A 17630-nucleotide genomic window follows, 5' to 3' on the forward strand; every position below is an offset into this window, starting at 1 on the left:
TGGCAGATGGGTTCCGACAATTGGGGCGATCGGAACAATTCGATCGGGGGGAGTGAAGCAATTGCTTGAAATAATTCTTGTGGCGGTTGCCGCGACGACAAATGTGCCTTCTCAGCCTCTGGGATCCACTCCAACAGAAGTTGAAGCCTCACCTGCTTCAGCGGCCCCAGTAGCAGCAGTACAGGCTCCAGTGCTTATCCGGCGTGATACACCAGTTGTGCTCATGGCTATCAGCGAAGTGAGCACCGCTACGGCGGCACCTGGAACGCGAATCAAGCTTCGCGTCCAACAGCCGTTATTGATCGACGGCCGCACCATAGTTCCTGTCGGCACTCCTGCATTCGGTACGGTTGTGGCTGCTGACGATTCCGGGGGACTTGGGAAATCGGGAAGGATGACCGCTAGGCTGCAGCACATTCGTTTGGGGGATGCAGAAATTCCCCTTGATGGCGAAGTGAGCGCAAAAGGAACCGGCGCAGGTTCTGCGGGCGTGGCAGTGATCTTTACTGGCGTTGTGGGGCTTTTCCATCGTGGCAACAATGCGAAGATAAAGGCGGGGGAGATTCTGTCTGCTTTTGTCAGTGAAGATGTAATGCTTGATCTGACGAGTAATCCAATCAAGCGCGTTGCTCCAACGACGTCGGGTGCGCCACAATGAAGGCTGCTTACACCGTTCGCAGGCTCATCGTTTTAGCCGGTTTGATGGCCAGTATCTCAAGTGCTGCGCAGACGGTGTCTTTGAATTCAGACACTGAAGTACGACTTGAAACGATTTCTCCATTGACAAGCAAGACCAGCGTAAAGGGTGATTTGGTTCCTTTGCGCACAACAGCAGACGTCATTGTCAATGGCCAGATCATAGTGCCCAGCGGCACTCCGGCTATGGGGCAGGTCAGTGATGCCCGCGCAAAAGGCGCGCTGGGAATGTCAGGAAAACTTGTTATTCAGCCTCTCTACCTGACGGTCCAAAACACAACGGTGCGCTTGTTAGGCAATACTTCAAATCGTGGCAGCGTTTCTGCTGGCGCAGTGATTGGCATGGCTGTCCTAACCCCCGGTTTCACAGGACGAAGTGCCACAATCCCCGCTGGCACACCTATAATCGCCTTTGTTGCGCATACGACAGCGGTAACTCTGCCTTAAAGACTAGCCCGTTCTATCGTCTGGCCCTACTAGCTTAGGTCTGCTCACTTGGAAGGCGACGGTTTGCGAGTGGCTAAAAAGTTCAACCTCAGATCCCCTGCTATGCAGCCAAATATCTCGTATCGAGAGTATAGATTTGGTTGTGAATAATTTGGAGCCAGATGGGTGACGTTTCTATTGCAGTGGGACGTGGATTTTTATCAGAATGGGGCTGCACGACATGTCGAATCCAGTGCACCGCCACTTGCCCTCCTGACACCGCTGGGCTTAGGTTTGGGCCCGCTATGAACACCCAATCTTTCAATTCGGTTGAACCAGCGGGCAGCTTAAGCAAGGGTCTGCTTGGGCGGGTGGCTGCTGGGAAATTTGAGGGTTTCCTCGATCTTCTGGATGCCCGGTTGAAGACCGGTGCCATCGAGGCAATTCTGCCAGACGGCCGTTTCCGCACTATTGGCGGCCATGCTCCGGGCCCCGTCGCGCGGGTCGAATTGCGGCGGTGGCGCCCACTTCTGCGGCTTGCGCGCTCTGGCTCGGTGGGATGGTATCAGGCTTGGGAAAAGGGCGAATGGGCCAGCCCGGACCCAGCGACACTGTTTGAATTGTTCATGCTCAATCGCCACAGCCTTGGCGATACCGGTCGATCTTCTGGTCTTGCCCGCCTCGTGCGGCGCATCCTGCATGGTCTCAATCGCAACAGCCGTCCAGGCGCGCGCCGCAACATCATTGCCCATTATGATCTGGGCAACGATTTCTACAGCAGTTGGCTTGATGAGACGATGAGCTATTCAAGTGCCTTGTTTGAGGAGCCCCTGCCCTCGGATGAATCGCTTCAAACCGCTCAGGAGCGCAAGGTTGCAGCACTTGTCGCGCGTCTTAATCTTCAGGCCGGTTCGAAAATTCTGGAGATCGGCTGCGGCTGGGGCTTTTTCTCTCGATATTGTGCACATCGTGGCCACCATGTAACCGCGATCACGCTGTCTCCGTCCCAGTGCACCTGGGCAGCAGACGTGGCACACAGCGAAAATGTGGATGTCTCCTATGAAATCCGCGATTATCGAGATGTCAAAGGTCAGTTTGATGCCATAGCGTCTGTCGAGATGGTGGAGGCGGTCGGACAGGCTTATTGGCCAGCTTACCTTGATATCATCTCGCGAAGCCTGAAACCCGGCGGTCGGGCTGCCCTTCAGTTCATTGCCATCGATGATGCGATTTTCGAGCGCTATGCTGCGAGTGCGGACTTTATTCAGGCCTATGTCTTCCCTGGCGGAATGCTGCTGTCAGAAAGTCGCTTTCGTGCTCTTGCCGAGGCGCGAGGCTTGAGGTGGGAGGATCCGCATTATTTTCCCCTGCACTATGCCGAAACCTTGCGTCGCTGGCGGCTGCGCTTTGACGACGCAGTGGCGGCGGGACGCCTGCCTCCCGGGTTCGATGCGCGATTTCTGGCTTTATGGCGCTATTACCTGATGTATTGTGAAGGCGGATTCCGAAGTGGCGGCATCACAGTCGGTCAGGTGACGCTGGTCAAGGAAGCGAGCGACAATGCGGAAATGGATTTTGGCACTGGCGTTACTGCAATCCGGCGCTAACGCCCAATCTGCCCCAGAGCTGCCAAAGGATCAGAATGTGCTTTTCTGGACTCAAGAACAACGTGACACAGCGTTCCGCGCGATGGAGAAAATCGCAAAGGCGAATACAATTGCGGCTGGAGGACCAGTCATTGGGTTGCCTCAGGGCAAGCCGATCAAACTCGATCTCGATATTGATGCATTCATGCAGCACCAGCGAAATGCCGGCCTGCTGATCATTCAGGATGGCAAGATCCGCTTTGAAAAATATGCGCTCGGTTATGGGCCGGAAGGCCGCTGGACGAGCTTTTCTGTAGCGAAATCCCTGACATCGACATTGGTCGGGGCAGCTCTCAAGGATGGCTACATCAAGAACATCGACGACAAGGTGACAGCATATATCCCAGGTTTGCGGGGGTCCGCCTATGACGATGTCACCGTGCGGCAATTGCTTACCATGACCTCGGGCGTGAAATGGAATGAGGATTACACGGATCCAAAATCCGACGTGGCGCTGTTTAATCAACAAAAGCCAGAACCCGGGCTTGATATTACTGTCAGCTACATGCGCACATTGCCGCGCGAGGCTCCTGCAGGAACTAAATGGGTCTACAAGACTGGCGAGACCAACCTGATTGGCGTCCTGGTTTCCAGCGCCACAGGAAAGACTCTTTCAGCCTATCTTTCGGAAAAGATATGGAACCCCTTCGGGATGGAACGCGATGCCGTCTGGATGCTCGGCGCAACCGGTCACGAGATCAGCGGATGCTGCATCTCGGCAACTTTGAGGGATTATGCCCGGTTCGGCATGTTTGTCCTTGGCGGCGGCATTGCCGCGGGCAACAAGGTCTTGCCTGATGACTGGCTGCCAAGGGCCACGACAAAGCAAGCGGACATCGGTGACCCCGGTCGTGGCTATGGCTATCAATGGTGGACAAACGACGATGGCAGTTTTGCTGCCCAGGGAATCTTTGGCCAGGGCATCTTCATTGATCCGAAGCGCAAGCTGGTCATTGCTTCAAACGGCAACTGGCCGCTCGCCACCGACCCCGAAGGAGTCGGTGCCGAACGGCTCGCCTTTTACAAGGCGGTTCAGAAAGCGTTGGATACCGAGGATTGAGGAGCGGTCCCATGGACCGCAACAATGCGGTCATAGACTGCGACATTCAGAAGATGGTCGAACGCGCAGCCGACTCGTGAGCCGTCATTCCAGATGACTTTGGCCTGAAGGCTCGACAGTCCTGGCAGGGTGACCCAGCAAATGGCGCCGGGCTTCATTCCGGTCACGGCATCGCAGCAAAAGCCGCTTATCGAAAGGTCATAGACCGTTACTTCAAAGCCTGGCGCCCCAGATGCGCGCAGCTTTGCCGCCAGGCGCATGGGTGCTCTTGTTCCACAACGATCTTCCTGCGCGGCAGAATGATATGAGTTCATTTCGTGCATCGTTCATTCCTGACAATGCTGGTCCTGCACGCAAATTACGGCGCAAATGCCTAACGCCGTCCTGCCAGACTTGGTTAACCGACGCGTTCCTTATGACCGGTTTCGAATCCATCGGTCAGCAGCTGGAGGATTCTCTTTGCGACTTCATCAGGCGACTTAAGCAAGGCTGGATCTTCACCCGGATAAGCCTGCGCCCGCATTTTGGTGCGGGTAGCGCCCGGATCAACGATTGCCACTGCAAGCCTCCCAGTATTGCGATTCTCTTCCGCATAGGCCCCGAGCAGTGTGTTGAACGCAGCTTTTGATGCGCCATAAGCGCCCCAAAAAGCACGTGGGGATGCGCCAACGCTTGATGTGATGCCTATCAATCGCGCCTGCCCGCTCTTCCTCAATAACGCGTCGAAGGCAGCAATCAAAGCTGCCTGCGCACTTACATTGAGTGTGAAAATCTGGGCAAATTCCTTTGCGTCAAGGTGTTGAACAGGTGCAAGCGTTCCCAGCATGGCAGCATTCAAGACAAGAATGTCGAGCTTTTCCCAACGACCGGCAATCGCCTGAGCAAGGCGACCGATACTTTCCGGGTCAGTGAGATCCAGCGGAGCAATCGTGGCTGTTCCACCAGCCTTGTGAATGCGCTCTTCGACTTCTTCGAGGCCAGCAGAGGTCCGGGCCGTGAGGATCACATGCGCACCTGACTTGCCCAATGCTTCTGCAACGGCCGCGCCAATCCCGCGAGACGCGCCCGTAACAAGCGCAATTTGTCCTTCCAGCGGTCCCGCCATCACACCACCCGTTCGGCCAGCAGGCTCAACTGGCTTTCGGGGGCAATTTCGTCCTGATCCGTCAGTCGTGTGGGGTAGTCCCCGGTAAAGCAGGCATCGCAAAATTGCGGGCGAATGTCTGCCCGGCGCTCTTCACCAAGCGCTTTGTAGAGCCCATCGATCGAAACAAACGCAAGGCTGTCTGCGTGGATAAAGGTGCGCATTTCTTCCAGATTGTGCTTGGCCGCCAGAAGCTTCGACCGTTCAGGCGTATCAACGCCATAGAAGCAACTGTGGCGCGTTGGCGGGCTGGCAATCCGCAAATGAACTTCGGTCGCGCCCGCATCGCGCATCATCTGGACAATCTTGAGGCTGGTGGTGCCGCGAACAATGGAATCGTCAATCAGGACAACGCTTTTGCCCGTAATCAATGCACGATTAGCGTTGTGCTTCAGCTTTACGCCCAGATGCCGGACTTGGTCACCTGGCTGGATGAACGTTCGTCCGACATAGTGCGAGCGTATGATGCCAAGTTCAAAAGGAATGCCCGATTGCTGCGCATAGCCTATCGCTGCTGGCGTTCCACTATCTGGCACGGGGATGACAAGATCGGCCCGAACCGGGCTCTCGATTGCAAGTTGCGCCCCAATCGCCTTTCTGACGGAATACACGCTTGAACCATCAACAATTGAATCCGGCCTAGAAAAATAGACATGCTCAAAGATACATGGTCGCGGGCTGATGGCAGAAAATGGCTTTATGGATCGCAATTCTCCTCGCGCGACAATGACGATTTCTCCAGGTTCGATTTCACGTTCATAGGTTGCGCCCACGACGTCGAGTGCAACAGTCTCTGACGCAAAAATATAGGCATCACCCAATTTGCCCATGACCAGGGGGCGGATACCCAAAGGATCGCGGCAGGCGATCATGCCTTCCGGGGTAAGGCAAATCAGGGAATAGGCGCCTTCAACCTGCTTTAGCGCGTCTATGAACTTGTCGAGGAGCGTCCTGTACGTGCTGGTTGCGACGAGATGAATAATTACCTCTGTATCGCTGGTCGATTGGAAGATCGCCCCTTTGCGGACAAGGTCGCGCTTCACCGTCATCGCATTGGAAATATTGCCATTATGTGAAATGGCAAAGCCACCTGAAGCAAGATCGGCAAAAAGCGGCTGGACATTTCGAAGCGAAGTTTCCCCCGTTGTCGCATAACGGACATGGCCGCAAGCTACACTGCCGGGCAAACCATTGATTATCTCATCGCGATCAAAATTCCCTGCAACATGGCCCATTGCACGATGGGAATGGAAATTGTTGCCGTCCCAACTTGTTATGCCGGCCGCCTCTTGTCCGCGATGTTGAAGCGCATGCAGGCCAAGAGCCACCACGGCCGAGGCCGTGTCAGCCCCCCAAACGCCGAAGATTCCACACTCTTCCCGCAATTTATCATCATCGAACGGATGAGTCGTGATCATTTGGAATCGCCCGGTAGTTGCGCCGTGCCGGGCATATAGGGGCTTGTCTTCAATTTGTAATGCACAATGACAGTAAATCTCAGTGCGGGCAGATATCACCGAGGCGCGAGCTTGCCCTCCCCTGCAACTTCCCTAAACTGAACTCATGACTGATGAGCGCGAAACTGGTTCTGCCCTTGACCCCAAATTTGACGCCGATGGGTTGATCACAGCGGTCTGTACGCATGAAGATAGTGGCACCGTACTGATGTTGGCGCACATGAATGCCGAGGCGTTGCAGTTAACTCTGCAAACCGGCAAAGCAACTTTTTGGTCGCGATCACGAGCGGCACTCTGGATAAAGGGCGAGACCTCTGGCCATGTATTGCATGTTTCAGAAGCGCGCATCGATTGCGATCAGGATGCAATTTGGCTGAAGTGCCGTCCCGACGGACCGGCATGCCATACGGGAGAAGCGAGTTGCTTTTTCCGACGGGTCGAAAACGGTGCGCTGGTCCGGGATTGACCCTTACGTGCACGTAAAGTAACACTTGTTCATGTCCAGTGCTACCGTAGAGATCGTCGACCCGCGTGATCGACACCAATATTCGATTTCGGACCTTTCCGACGAATTCAAAGTCACGGCGCGCGCGCTGCGCTTCTATGAAGACGAAGGCTTGATCTCCCCTATCCGGCGGGGGCTTACACGGATTTACACGAAGCGTGATCGTGCTCGTCTGGCATGGATTCTTCGCGCAAAACGCGTGGGCTTCAGCCTAGCCGACATTCGTGAAATGATAGATCTCTACGATATTGGCGATGGCAGACATGCGCAACGGTTGGTCACAATCGAGAAATGCCAGTCGCGAATTGACCTGCTCAAACGCCAGCGCCTCGATATTGACGCGCATATTGATGAATTGTCGCGTTTCATCGATATTGTGAAGAAGGCGGACGCCCCCGGCGACGCCTGACAAGGCTTGTCACCAGGAGAGAATGCGTGCCCCAGTATATTGCCCCAGTCCGCGACACGCGGTTCATTTTCGATCATGTCATAGGCATTGAACGGTATGCCAACTTGCCAGGTTTCGAAAACGCCTCTCCCGACATGATCGACGCCGTCCTGACTGAAGGCGGTCGAGTTTGCGAAGAAATCCTTTTCCCGCTGAACAAGTCCGGCGATGAACAAGGCTGCACTCGCCATGCCGATGGAAGTGTTAGCACGCCAGATGGCTTCAAGGAGGCTTACCGCGCCTATCGCGAAGGTGGTTGGGTCGGTCTTTCAGCTCCGGAAGAGTTTGGCGGCCAAGGCCTTCCGCATGTTGTCGGGACGGCCATGGAAGAGTTTCGCATGGCTGCAAATCAGTCTTTCGGCATGTATCCCGGTCTGACCATGGGTGCTGTAGCAGCAATACTGGTCAAGGGGTCAGACGAACAAAAGGCCAAGTTTGTTCCGAAGATGGTTTCGGGTGAGTGGGGCGGAACAATGAACCTGACCGAATCCCATGCCGGTACCGACCTGGGCTTGATCCGCACTCGCGCCGTTCCGCAAAGCGATGGAAGCTACAGCATCACCGGCACCAAGATTTTCATCTCGGGCGGTGATCATGACTTGACGGAAAACATCATCCACCTTGTGCTTGCGAAGACGCCTGATGCGCCAGAATCCAGCAAAGGCATTTCGCTTTTCATCGTTCCAAAATTCCTGGTGAACGACGATGGAACCCTTGCCGAGCGGAATGCTGTGAGTTGTGGATCAATCGAACACAAGATGGGCATCCGTGCGCAGGCCACATGTGTAATGAACTATGATGGCGCAACAGGTTACGTGGTCGGCGAAGAAAACAAGGGTCTGGCGGCCATGTTCATCATGATGAATGCCGCGCGTCTTGGTGTGGGTGTGCAAGGTTTGGCTCAGGGTGACATCGCCTACCAGAACGGCCTGCAATATGCGAAAGACCGGCGTCAGGGCCGATCACTCACCGGTGCCAAGGATCCGCAGGAAAAGGCGGACACGCTTCTCGTTCACCCGGATATCCGCCGCATGCTCATGGAAGCTAAAGCGTTGACCGAGGGCCTTAGGGCCCTTTGCCTTTGGGGGGCGCTTCAGGTCGACCTTGCTCATTGTGCCCAGACCGAGGCTGAACGCCAGATGGCGGATGACCTGATTTCTCTCCTGACGCCGGTGATCAAGGGGTATGGGACCGACAAAGGCTATGAGATCGCGACGGCAATGCAGCAGATCTATGGCGGCCATGGCTACATCGAAGAATGGGGCATGAGCCAGTATGTTCGCGATGCCCGGATCACCCAGATCTATGAGGGTGCTAATGGCGTTCAGGCACTTGACCTGGTCGGACGCAAGCTCGCCCAGAATGGCGGACGGGCCGTCGGCGCGTTCTTTGCGCTCGTCACCAGCGAGATTGAAGCCGCCAAGTCAAACGAGGCTCTTTCGGACTATGCGACACGTCTTGAAAAATCGCTGGGGGATCTTCAGGCGTCCACCATGTGGTTGATGCAGAATGGCATGGCCAATCCTGACAACGCTGGCGCGGGTTCTACCCCTTATCTGCACTTAATGGGCATTGTCTCTGTCGGCCTGATGTGGCTGAGAATGGCCAGCGCAGCGCATGCAGCATTGGAAGCCGGCACTGAAGATGCGGCATTCATGCAGGCGAAACTGACGACCGCCCGTTTCTATGCAGAGCGGATCATGCCTGACAGCGGGGCCTTGCGTCGCAAGCTTGAAGCTGGAGCCGAGGCAATCATGGCACTGCCGGCTGAAGCCTTCTGATTGGAATTTGAATGAAAACCCTGTTTTTTTGTCTCATCGCCGTGGCGGTGGCGCTGCTTCTTTTCACCCGGATTGTGGAACCACCAAATCAGCTTGATTACCTCGACAGGTTTTGGCCAGGCCAGAACAATGCTGAGAAATTGGCGTCCGACATCACTTTTGATGAAGCCAGCGCCCAGAAGCTCAATATCTGGGGAGTTAATGCTCCTAATGCACATCGCAAAAGGCCGGTGCTGGTCTTCTTTTATGGGGGTGGCTGGGCAAATGGCGACCGTGACCATTATGGTTTTGCAGCGCGTGCCTATGCCAATCGCGGGTTCATTGTCGTCTTGCCCGATTATCGGAAAGTGCCGCATGTTCATTTTCCGATTTTCAATCAAGATGCGGCGGCGGCTGTTCGATGGGTGCATGACAACATCTCCCGATACGGCGGCGACTCCGACCGGATTGTCCTAGCTGGGCATTCCGCCGGCGCCTATATTGCAATGATGCTGACGCTGGATCGGTCGTATCTCATGTCCGCAGGCGTCAAACCATCGATTATTCGCGGCACTGTTGGCCTGTCTGGGCCCTATGATTTTTACCCCTATGACTCACGCCGATCAATCAATGCTATGAACCGCTGGCCTCGCCCGCTCGAAACCCAGCCTATTGCCTTTGCGCGCAAGGATGCTCCGCCAATCATGATCATTACCGGGACATCGGATGACACGGTCAAACCGCGAAATGCGATCCTGCTTTCTCGTAAACTCCACGAACTTGGAGCACCTGTGAAATTTCGAGCTTATAACGACCTTAATCACGAAGACATTGTGATGGCCCTGTCGAAACCATTCCGAAGCAAGGCACCCGTCTTGCAGGACAGTGCGGATTTCCTCATGAAGGTCACCGAACAACATTAGATGAGGATTCCCCGTGCTGAACGATGCGCAACTGGCTGCTGTTGGCGAGCACATTGCAAAAGCATTGAATGCACCCGGGGCTGAGATCATAGACATTCGCCGGTTTCACGGCGGTGCATCCCGCGAGACTTATGCAATTGACGTTCTTGCCAATCAGGTTTTGCATGCCCTGATCTTGCGATGCGACCCTGGCGACAGCCTCATTGATACACCACGGGCACTTGAGTTTGCTGCGTACAAGTCTGTCGAGCACTGCGGCATTCCTGTTCCCCGTGCCGTCAGCCTGTGTGAGGACGCAGCACTGATTGGTACGCCGTTTTTCATCATGCAGCGTATCGAGGGAGGAGAAGCGGTCAGCCCGTTCGTCGCAGGTGCTTACGGTGAAAATCGGGACGCAATCGGGCAGCAATTCTTCGAATACCTGGGCAAGATCAACGGCGCAGATGCCCTATCAAGCCCGCTTGCGGGGCAGGTCGATGTCCCTGAACCCGACGAATGCTGGTCCCGGGAACTGAACTACTGGGCTGGCCAAGTGGAGAAAAATGGGCTTCAGCCGGAACCCATATTGATGGCGGCCATTCGATGGCTTCGCAAAAATCCGCCACCTCCCGCCCAGAAGCTGACCATCGTTCATGGCGACTACCGAAATGGCAATGTCCTTCATGACAGTGCGGGAAAAATTGTTGCGGTTCTGGATTGGGAAATGGCTCACATAGGAGACCCCCTTGAAGATCTTGCGTGGACGCTGGATCCGCTCTGGAATTTACAAGATCCAAGTCGTGCGGCTGGCCTGATCGAGCGGAGCGAAGCGATAAGGATATGGGAGAATGCGAGTGGGCTCATGTTCGATGAAGCAGCTTTTCGCTGGTGGGAAATGTTCGCTTCCGTAAAGGGAATGGCAATCTGGATTTCCTCTGGCCATGCCAGCGTTGCGGGCGTCAACAGCGACCCAGTGCTCGCATTTTCAGCCTGGTATCCAAAAACAATCGGAAATCACGTTCTTGCTACCCGACTTGCAGGAATATTCGCATGAAGCCAGGCATAGACCAACTTTTGACTACGCTTGCGACAACACTCGCAACCCGGATACTGCCGCAACTGGATATGCAATCTTATGCGACGGGCGATGCCCGCATCGCAGCGCTTCTGTCGATTCTGCTCGCCCAGGAAGCCGATCGGGCAGCGGATACGCTTTCGCGCGAAAATCGCGAGATGCGGATGATATTTCTAGCAGCATCGAAGATGGACCTGATGGCTCCGCTCCGAGTGCGATTGGCGCATGACGCAGCTTTGGAGGAAGCGGACCTCAGGCTTAGCACCCTGTCCGCCGCTCATGACCGCTACACCGAAACCTTGATAGCGCTCCAGATTGCCATTGAAACGATTGATGACGAGTGGGCACGCGCACTGAACGCGGAAATCTGGCAGTTTCTGGTACGCGCGTCGGAAAGGCGCATGTTAGTCATGCCTGCGATGTAGCGAAAAAGACAAATGCCCGGACCGTTTCCAGTCCGGGCACCTGCGTGACGAATTCGTCACCCCCCGTTTTGGTTTTCGTCTCAACACAGCCCGCCAGTATTCCAGCTTGGGCGTGGAGCCGTCGACCTCCCCGAACCGTGGCCTCACGTTTCAGAATCATGTGGCTACGGAAGACTGGCCGATTTGTCATCGCCCGATTTGTCTCTCGGAGTCGATTTGGCACTCACTGTGTTGATTCCGCCACAGTTCCCGATGCTTGCCAGTAATGCTCCCGCGTTCTAGTGCCGATGCATGATCCTTTCAGCCCATGAGCGCATGATCGCCAAACGCTATCTGCTCCCCGGGCGCGGCGAAGGATTTATCTTCCTTGTCGCCGGCATCAGTCTGTTTGCCGTTATGCTCGGCGTGGCCGCGTTAATCGTCGTCATGAGTGTAATGAACGGCTTCCGTGCGGAATTGTTCGACAAGATCGTTGGACTTAACGGTCACGCCGTTGTGCAAGGCTATGGCGGCAAGCTGCCTGACTGGAAGCAGATTATGGCAGAGGCCAAGGCGACGCCTGGCGTCAAGTCTGCAATCCCGCTGATCGAGCAACCCTTGATGGCAAGCTATCAGGGACGCGTTGAGGGCGTGCTGTTGCGCGGCATGACAGTCAAGGACATTCGATCGAACTCATCGATCCAGAACAAGGTCTTGATCGGAAAACTCTCGGACCTGGTTCCTGGTAGCGGGAATGTCGCAATCGGCGCACGATTGGCAGATGAGCTGGGTGCCCAGATCGGCGGCAGCATCAGCCTTATTTCGCCGGACGGACAAACAACGCCATTTGGTTCGGTTCCGCGCATCGTCAGCTATCGCGTCGCGGCAATCTTTGAAGTGGGCGTCTACGACTATGACAAGTCGTTCGTCATCATGCCCATCGAAGATGCACAGACACTGCTTTTGCTTGGCGATACTGTAGGCATGGTCGAACTTGATACGGTCGATCCTGACAAGGTGGGCGCGATTCTAGCCCCTCTGGCAGCAAAAGTCGGGGATCGTGCCGTGGTATCCGACTGGCGGAGCATGAATGCCTCCCTTTTCGAGGCTCTTGCGGTGGATCGCGTTGTTTCATTCGTGATCCTTTCCCTGATCATTCTGGTTGCTGCATTCAATATCCTTTCGTCCCTGATCATGCTCGTTCGCGCCAAGACACGCGATATTGCAATTGTCCGGACAATGGGCGCGTCGCGTGCAAGCCTGGTCAGGATTTTCATGACCGTCGGTATCGTCATTGGCTCACTGGGTATTGCAGCGGGCGTGGTTCTGGGCTTTGTCATTCTCTATTTTCGCCAAGCCATGGTCAACGGCATCCAGTTCCTGACAGGCCAGAATTTGTGGGATCCTTCAATCCGCTTCTTGACCGAATTGCCTGCTCGCACCGACCCGCTTGAGGTTCTGGGCGTTGTCTTCATGGCACTTGTCTTGACGATTCTTGCGACGCTTTACCCTGCTTTCAAGGCCGCAGGCACCGATCCGGTACAGGTGCTGCGCTATGAGTGAAGTCGTCATCGTTTCGGGACTGAAGCGCAGCTTCACCCAAGGCCCGGTGACAATCGAGGTCTTGCGTGGCGTCGATCTGAAAGTCGGTGCAGGTGAAATTGTCGCTTTGCTTGGCCCTTCCGGTTCGGGCAAGTCGACCTTGCTGCAGGCTCTCGGTCTGCTTGAGGGAGGCTTTTCCGGCTCAATCCGCATTTCCGGGGAAGAAGCCGCGGGTCTCGACAATGGCGGACGGACGCGACTGAGGCGCGACATGCTCGGCTTTGTTTACCAGTTTCATCATTTGCTGCCAGATTTTTCCGCTGTCGAAAATGTTATCCTTCCGCAGCTTATTCATGGTGCTTCGCGCGCTGAAGCTGAACAACGTGCGGGATCGTTACTGGGATCGCTTGGCCTGTCAGGGCGCCTCGAGCATCGACCGAGCCAGCTCTCAGGAGGCGAGCAGCAGCGTGTTGCGGTCGCTCGGGCTTTGGCCAATCGCCCTGCCCTCATCCTTGCCGATGAACCGACGGGCAATCTTGACGAGGCAACTGCCGATGTTGTGCTTGGAGAATTTCTTAAACTTGTCCGCATAGAAGGATCTGCGGCGTTGATTGCAACGCATAATGAACGGATTGCCGCGAGGATGGACCGGACACTCAGACTTCATGAGGGGATTTTAGGCTGACGGCATTGATCAGCCCAACCTGTGCACCCATATAGCCGAATATTCGCTTTTTGGAGCTACAATGACCCAGTCCTATCCCGTCTTGCCGTTGCGAGATATTGTCGTGTTTCCAAACATGGTCGTGCCGCTATTCGTCGGCCGCGACAAGTCGGTGGCGGCCCTTGAACAGGCAATGAATGCTGACAAGGAAATCTTCCTTGTTGCCCAGCTTGATCCGGCTCAGGACGATCCGGGTCAGGATGATCTCTATGATCTTGGCGTGATTGCGTCAGTGCTCCAACTTCTGAAGCTTCCCGACGGCACCGTGCGTGTGCTGGTCGAAGGCAAGCAGCGCGCAACTCTCACGAGCCTGACGGGCTCCGGCGACTTCCTTACGGCCACGATTGAACTGATCGCGGAAGAAAAGGCGGCTGGGACTGAAGTTACCGCGCTTATGCGTTCGGTCGTCGATCAGTTTGAAAACTATGCAAAGCTGAACAAGAAGCTCCCTGCAGAAACGGCAGTTCAGCTCTCAGAGATCGAGGATCCCTCGAGGTTGGCAGACGCAGTTGCAGCCAATCTCTCGCTCAAGGTCAGCGACAAGCAGGCCCTGCTCATCGAGCGCGATCCGGGAAAGCGGCTCGAGATGGCCTATGCCTTTATGGAAGGTGAACTCGGCGTCCTGCAGGTCGAAAAAAAGATCCGCGGCCGCGTGAAGCGTCAGATGGAAAAGACGCAGCGCGAATATTATCTCAACGAGCAGCTCAAGGCCATCCAGCGTGAACTCGGCAATGAGGGTGAGGACGGCGAAGGCGATGAACTTGCGGAGCTTGGTCGGAAGATCGAAACGCTGAAGCTTTCCAAGGAAGCCAAGACCAAAGCCACGGGCGAGCTGAAAAAGCTCAAGGCCATGGCGCCCATGTCTGCTGAAGCAACAGTCACCCGTAATTATCTCGATGTTTTGTTGGGCTTGCCCTGGGGCAAGAAATCAAAGCTCAAAAAGGATATCGCAGCCGCGCAGGCGGTGCTCGACAATGACCATTATGCTCTTGAAAAGGTCAAGGACCGGATCGTTGAATATCTGGCAGTGCAAGCGCGCACGTCCAAGTTGAAGGGACCGATTCTTTGCCTCGTGGGGCCGCCGGGCGTCGGCAAGACGTCTCTTGGTCGCTCGATTGCCAAGGCGTGCGGCCGGGAATTTGTTCGCCAGTCCTTGGGTGGGGTGCGCGACGAGGCCGAAATACGGGGCCATCGCAGGACGTATATCGGTTCGCTGCCGGGCAAGATTGTCAGCAATCTCAAGAAGGCGGGGACAATGAATCCCCTCTTCCTGCTCGACGAAATCGACAAGCTTGGTCAGGATTTCCGAGGCGATCCTGCGTCTGCGTTGCTCGAAGTGCTTGATCCGGAGCAGAACAGCAAGTTCCAGGACCATTATCTTGAACTCGACATAGACTTGTCTGACGTGATGTTCGTCACGACGGCAAACTCGCTGAACCTACCGCAAGCTTTGCTTGATCGGATGGAGATCATTCGCCTCGAAGGCTACACCGAAGACGAAAAGGTCGAAATCGCCAAGCGCCACCTGATTGAAAAGCAGGTCGAGGCACATGGGCTGAAAGCCGGCGAATTCGAGTTGACCGACGCTGGCTTGCGCGCACTTATCCAGGGCTATACCCGGGAGGCCGGCGTCCGCACGCTAGAGCGGGAAATTGCCAAGCTGGCACGCAAGTCGCTTCGGCGCATTCTTGAAGGCAAGGCCGAAAAGATTGTGATTACACCGGACAACCTCTCCGAGTTTGCCGGGGTGGTCAAGTTCCGCCACGGGCTCAGTGAAGAGGAAAACCAGATAGGCGCCGTGACGGGACTCGCATGGACCGAAGTGGGCGGCGAACTCCTGACGATCGAAGCCGTCACTGTGCCGGGTAAAGGCGCTGTGCGCACGACAGGCAAGCTGGGTGAAGTGATGAACGAATCCATCCAGGCGGCCCTCTCGTTCGTGAAGGCACGCAGCCCGGCTTATGGCATCAAGCCAAGCCTGATTGCACGCAAGGACCTGCATATCCACCTTCCCGAAGGTGCTGTTCCAAAAGATGGGCCGTCAGCAGGCATTGGGATGGTTACTGCGATGATTTCGACACTCACGGGGGTTGCGGTTCGCCGAGATGTGGCGATGACGGGCGAAGTGACACTTCGCGGCCGGGTGCTGCCAATTGGAGGTCTCAAGGAAAAACTCCTCGCGGCCATGCGCGGCGGTATCAAGACCGTGATCATCCCGCAGGAGAACGAGAAGGATCTGGTCGAGATTCCCGCGAACATCCGCGAAGCCTTGACGATCATCCCGGTGCGCCATGTGGATGAGGTTTTGGCAATCGCCCTTACGGAACCGCTGCATTCCATCGAATGGACCGAGGCCGATGAGCTTGCTGCACAGCCGCCAGTGGCGGTTGGCGCGTCAGGTGAATCACTGCCGCATTGAGCTTTCACCGAAAAATCGCACGAAATGTCCGATTTTGGCGATTTTTCGCGTGAATCCCTTTGACAGCGGCCCAGCGGTTGGGGTTAGTAGCCGCCAGATTGACCGCGAGTCACTCTGAAACCATCTGATAGGGGGTTCATAAAAATGAACAAACAAGAACTTATTTCATCAGTTGCCGATGCTTCGGGCCTCACCAAGGCTGATGCGAGCAAGGCAGTTGAAGGTGTATTTGATGCCATCACCGGCGCTTTGAAGAAGGGTGATGAAGTTCGCCTGGTTGGTTTCGGCACTTTTTCGGTTTCCAAGCGCAAGGCTTCGACCGGTCGCAACCCCCGGACCGGAGAGCCGATGAAGATCAGCGCTTCGACCCAGCCCAAGTTCAAGGCTGGCAAGGGTCTGAAAGACGCCGTTAACTGATTGGATTCTCCTTCGGGAGGCACAGTACAGGAAGGCGGGCAGCATCCATGGGTGCTGCCCGCCTTTTTTGTTCTGCCAACAGCCTTGTCTTTCAGAACGCCCTTGTCTAACGGCCTCGCAGCACAGTGCGGGCGCGTAGCTCAGTGGTAGAGCACACCCTTCACACGGGTGGGGTCGCAGGTTCAATCCCTGCCGCGCCCACCACGCACTTTGCCTCAATCCCCTCCCCGGGCTGAATTTTCAGGACAAGCATGAGCAATCTTCACCTCGTTTTCGGCGGTCGCGTCAAAGATCCCCGCACCCTGGATTTCGCTGACCTGAAATCCATAGACATTGTCGGGATGTTCCCCGATTACAAAACTGCAGAAAAGGCATGGCGAGCCGCAGCGCAACGCACTGTCGACGATGCAGAGATGAAGTATGTCGTCGTCCATCTGCACCGGCTCCTGCAGCCGGAAATGCTGAAACCAGCCAAATAGAGCTAGATGAACTCGATCTTTGACACGAGGTAGTAACGATCGCCAGATGGCACCGTCACTTCGATCTCATCATCGACCTTCCGTCCGATAAGGGCGCGACCAAGCGGCGAGTTGTATGAGATCTTGCCGGTCTTGGCATCGGCCTCAGGCTGTCCCACGATCTGGTATTTGATCGGTTTGTCGTTCTCATCAAGCAAGGTGACAGTGGCACCAAATACGATCTTGTCTCCTGATAGCGTCGAGGGATCGATGATCATTGCGCGACTGAGCTTGTCCTCAAGGTCACTGATTGTCGCTTCGACCTGACCCTGGCGCTCCTTGGCAGCGTGATATTCCGCATTCTCCGAGAGATCACCATGCGCCCGCGCTTCTTCGATCGCGTCGATGATCTGTGGGCGCTCCGCTTTCAAGCGCGAGAGGTGCTCGGTCAGCATCTTGTGCCCTTCGAGGAGCATCGGCATCTTGTCGACTGTCGCCATCTCTCAAACCTTCGTCCGTCAAAAAATCTACATCAAGCGGCTCCGAC

General features: G+C 55.6%; 19 protein-coding genes and 1 tRNA gene. 16 read left to right on the forward strand and 4 right to left on the reverse strand.

The annotated features are described in order from the left end of the window. Positions 1-52: 52 nt before the first annotated feature. From K0O24_RS12725 to K0O24_RS12740, 4 genes are all read left to right on the forward strand, one after another. The gene (locus tag K0O24_RS12725; protein WP_219893101.1) at positions 53-658 is read left to right on the forward strand and encodes a hypothetical protein; all 606 of its coding nucleotides are present in this window, start codon (positions 53-55) and stop codon (positions 656-658) included. Beyond that, positions 655-1143, forward strand: coding sequence for a hypothetical protein (locus tag K0O24_RS12730; RefSeq protein ID WP_219893102.1), 489 nt, complete (start codon positions 655-657; stop codon positions 1141-1143). The genes K0O24_RS12725 and K0O24_RS12730 overlap by 4 nt, the downstream gene beginning before the upstream one ends. A gap of 284 nt (positions 1144-1427) precedes the next feature. Further along, positions 1428-2729 (forward strand): SAM-dependent methyltransferase, encoded by a 1302-nt coding sequence (locus tag K0O24_RS12735; RefSeq protein WP_219893103.1) that lies wholly within the window; start codon positions 1428-1430, stop codon positions 2727-2729. Positions 2730-2811: 82 nt separating this feature from the next. Further along, on the forward strand, positions 2812-3828 hold the full coding sequence (locus K0O24_RS12740) for a serine hydrolase domain-containing protein (RefSeq protein WP_246611000.1): 1017 nt from the start codon (positions 2812-2814) through the stop codon (positions 3826-3828). Here the strand turns inward: K0O24_RS12740 and K0O24_RS12745 are convergent. From K0O24_RS12745 to purF, 3 genes are all read right to left on the reverse strand, one after another. Then, a complete protein-coding gene (locus K0O24_RS12745) occupies positions 3801-4142 on the reverse strand; it encodes a PilZ domain-containing protein (protein WP_246611001.1) in 342 nt (113 codons plus the stop codon). The genes K0O24_RS12740 and K0O24_RS12745 overlap by 28 nt on opposite strands. 83 nt (positions 4143-4225) lie before the next feature. After that, a complete protein-coding gene (locus K0O24_RS12750; protein WP_219893106.1) occupies positions 4226-4933 on the reverse strand; it encodes an SDR family NAD(P)-dependent oxidoreductase in 708 nt (235 codons plus the stop codon). Next, entirely contained in the window at positions 4933-6390 is a 1458-nt protein-coding gene (gene purF / locus K0O24_RS12755; RefSeq protein ID WP_219893107.1) for an amidophosphoribosyltransferase, read from the reverse strand. Before purF ends, K0O24_RS12750 begins: the two co-directional genes overlap by 1 nt. A gap of 145 nt (positions 6391-6535) precedes the next feature. Between purF and hisI the strand changes: the two genes are divergently transcribed. From hisI to K0O24_RS12815, 12 genes are all read left to right on the forward strand, one after another. After that, the gene (hisI, locus tag K0O24_RS12760) at positions 6536-6895 is read left to right on the forward strand and encodes a phosphoribosyl-AMP cyclohydrolase (RefSeq protein WP_219893108.1); all 360 of its coding nucleotides are present in this window, start codon (positions 6536-6538) and stop codon (positions 6893-6895) included. Between the two features lie 31 nt (positions 6896-6926). Next, positions 6927-7343, forward strand: a complete 417-nt coding sequence (locus K0O24_RS12765; RefSeq protein ID WP_219893109.1) for a MerR family transcriptional regulator — start codon at positions 6927-6929, stop codon at positions 7341-7343. A 26-nt stretch (positions 7344-7369) separates the two neighbouring features. Beyond that, entirely contained in the window at positions 7370-9163 is a 1794-nt protein-coding gene (locus K0O24_RS12770) for an acyl-CoA dehydrogenase C-terminal domain-containing protein (protein WP_219893110.1), read from the forward strand. Between the two features lie 11 nt (positions 9164-9174). After that, positions 9175-10065, forward strand: coding sequence for an alpha/beta hydrolase (locus K0O24_RS12775; RefSeq protein WP_219893111.1), 891 nt, complete (start codon positions 9175-9177; stop codon positions 10063-10065). 13 nt (positions 10066-10078) lie between these two features. After that, a complete protein-coding gene (locus K0O24_RS12780) occupies positions 10079-11098 on the forward strand; it encodes a phosphotransferase family protein (protein ID WP_219893112.1) in 1020 nt (339 codons plus the stop codon). Next, the gene (locus K0O24_RS12785) at positions 11095-11544 is read left to right on the forward strand and encodes a hypothetical protein (RefSeq protein ID WP_219893113.1); all 450 of its coding nucleotides are present in this window, start codon (positions 11095-11097) and stop codon (positions 11542-11544) included. The genes K0O24_RS12780 and K0O24_RS12785 overlap by 4 nt, the downstream gene beginning before the upstream one ends. A 291-nt stretch (positions 11545-11835) precedes the next feature. Beyond that, positions 11836-13086 carry a lipoprotein-releasing ABC transporter permease subunit gene (locus tag K0O24_RS12790; protein WP_219893114.1) on the forward strand — a complete coding sequence of 417 codons (1251 nt, stop codon included), beginning with the start codon at positions 11836-11838 and terminating at the stop codon, positions 13084-13086. Next, a complete protein-coding gene (locus tag K0O24_RS12795) occupies positions 13079-13750 on the forward strand; it encodes an ABC transporter ATP-binding protein (protein ID WP_219893115.1) in 672 nt (223 codons plus the stop codon). The genes K0O24_RS12790 and K0O24_RS12795 overlap by 8 nt, the downstream gene beginning before the upstream one ends. Positions 13751-13811: 61 nt before the next feature. Beyond that, positions 13812-16208 (forward strand): endopeptidase La, encoded by a 2397-nt coding sequence (gene lon, locus K0O24_RS12800; RefSeq protein ID WP_219893116.1) that lies wholly within the window; start codon positions 13812-13814, stop codon positions 16206-16208. Between the two features lie 144 nt (positions 16209-16352). After that, a complete protein-coding gene (locus K0O24_RS12805; RefSeq protein ID WP_219893117.1) occupies positions 16353-16625 on the forward strand; it encodes an HU family DNA-binding protein in 273 nt (90 codons plus the stop codon). Between the two features lie 129 nt (positions 16626-16754). Then, a tRNA-Val gene (locus K0O24_RS12810) sits at positions 16755-16829 on the forward strand. A 47-nt stretch (positions 16830-16876) separates the two neighbouring features. Continuing rightward, on the forward strand, positions 16877-17104 hold the full coding sequence (locus tag K0O24_RS12815) for a DUF4170 domain-containing protein (RefSeq protein ID WP_219893118.1): 228 nt from the start codon (positions 16877-16879) through the stop codon (positions 17102-17104). A gap of 2 nt (positions 17105-17106) precedes the next feature. Here the strand turns inward: K0O24_RS12815 and greA are convergent, their stop codons facing one another. Continuing rightward, positions 17107-17583, reverse strand: coding sequence for a transcription elongation factor GreA (gene greA, locus K0O24_RS12820; RefSeq protein WP_219893119.1), 477 nt, complete (start codon positions 17581-17583; stop codon positions 17107-17109). Between the last annotated feature and the right edge of the window lie 47 nt (positions 17584-17630).

Source organism: Aquisediminimonas profunda (assembly GCF_019443285.1).
In the GTDB taxonomy this organism is placed as follows: Bacteria; Pseudomonadota; Alphaproteobacteria; order Sphingomonadales; family Sphingomonadaceae; genus Aquisediminimonas; species Aquisediminimonas profunda.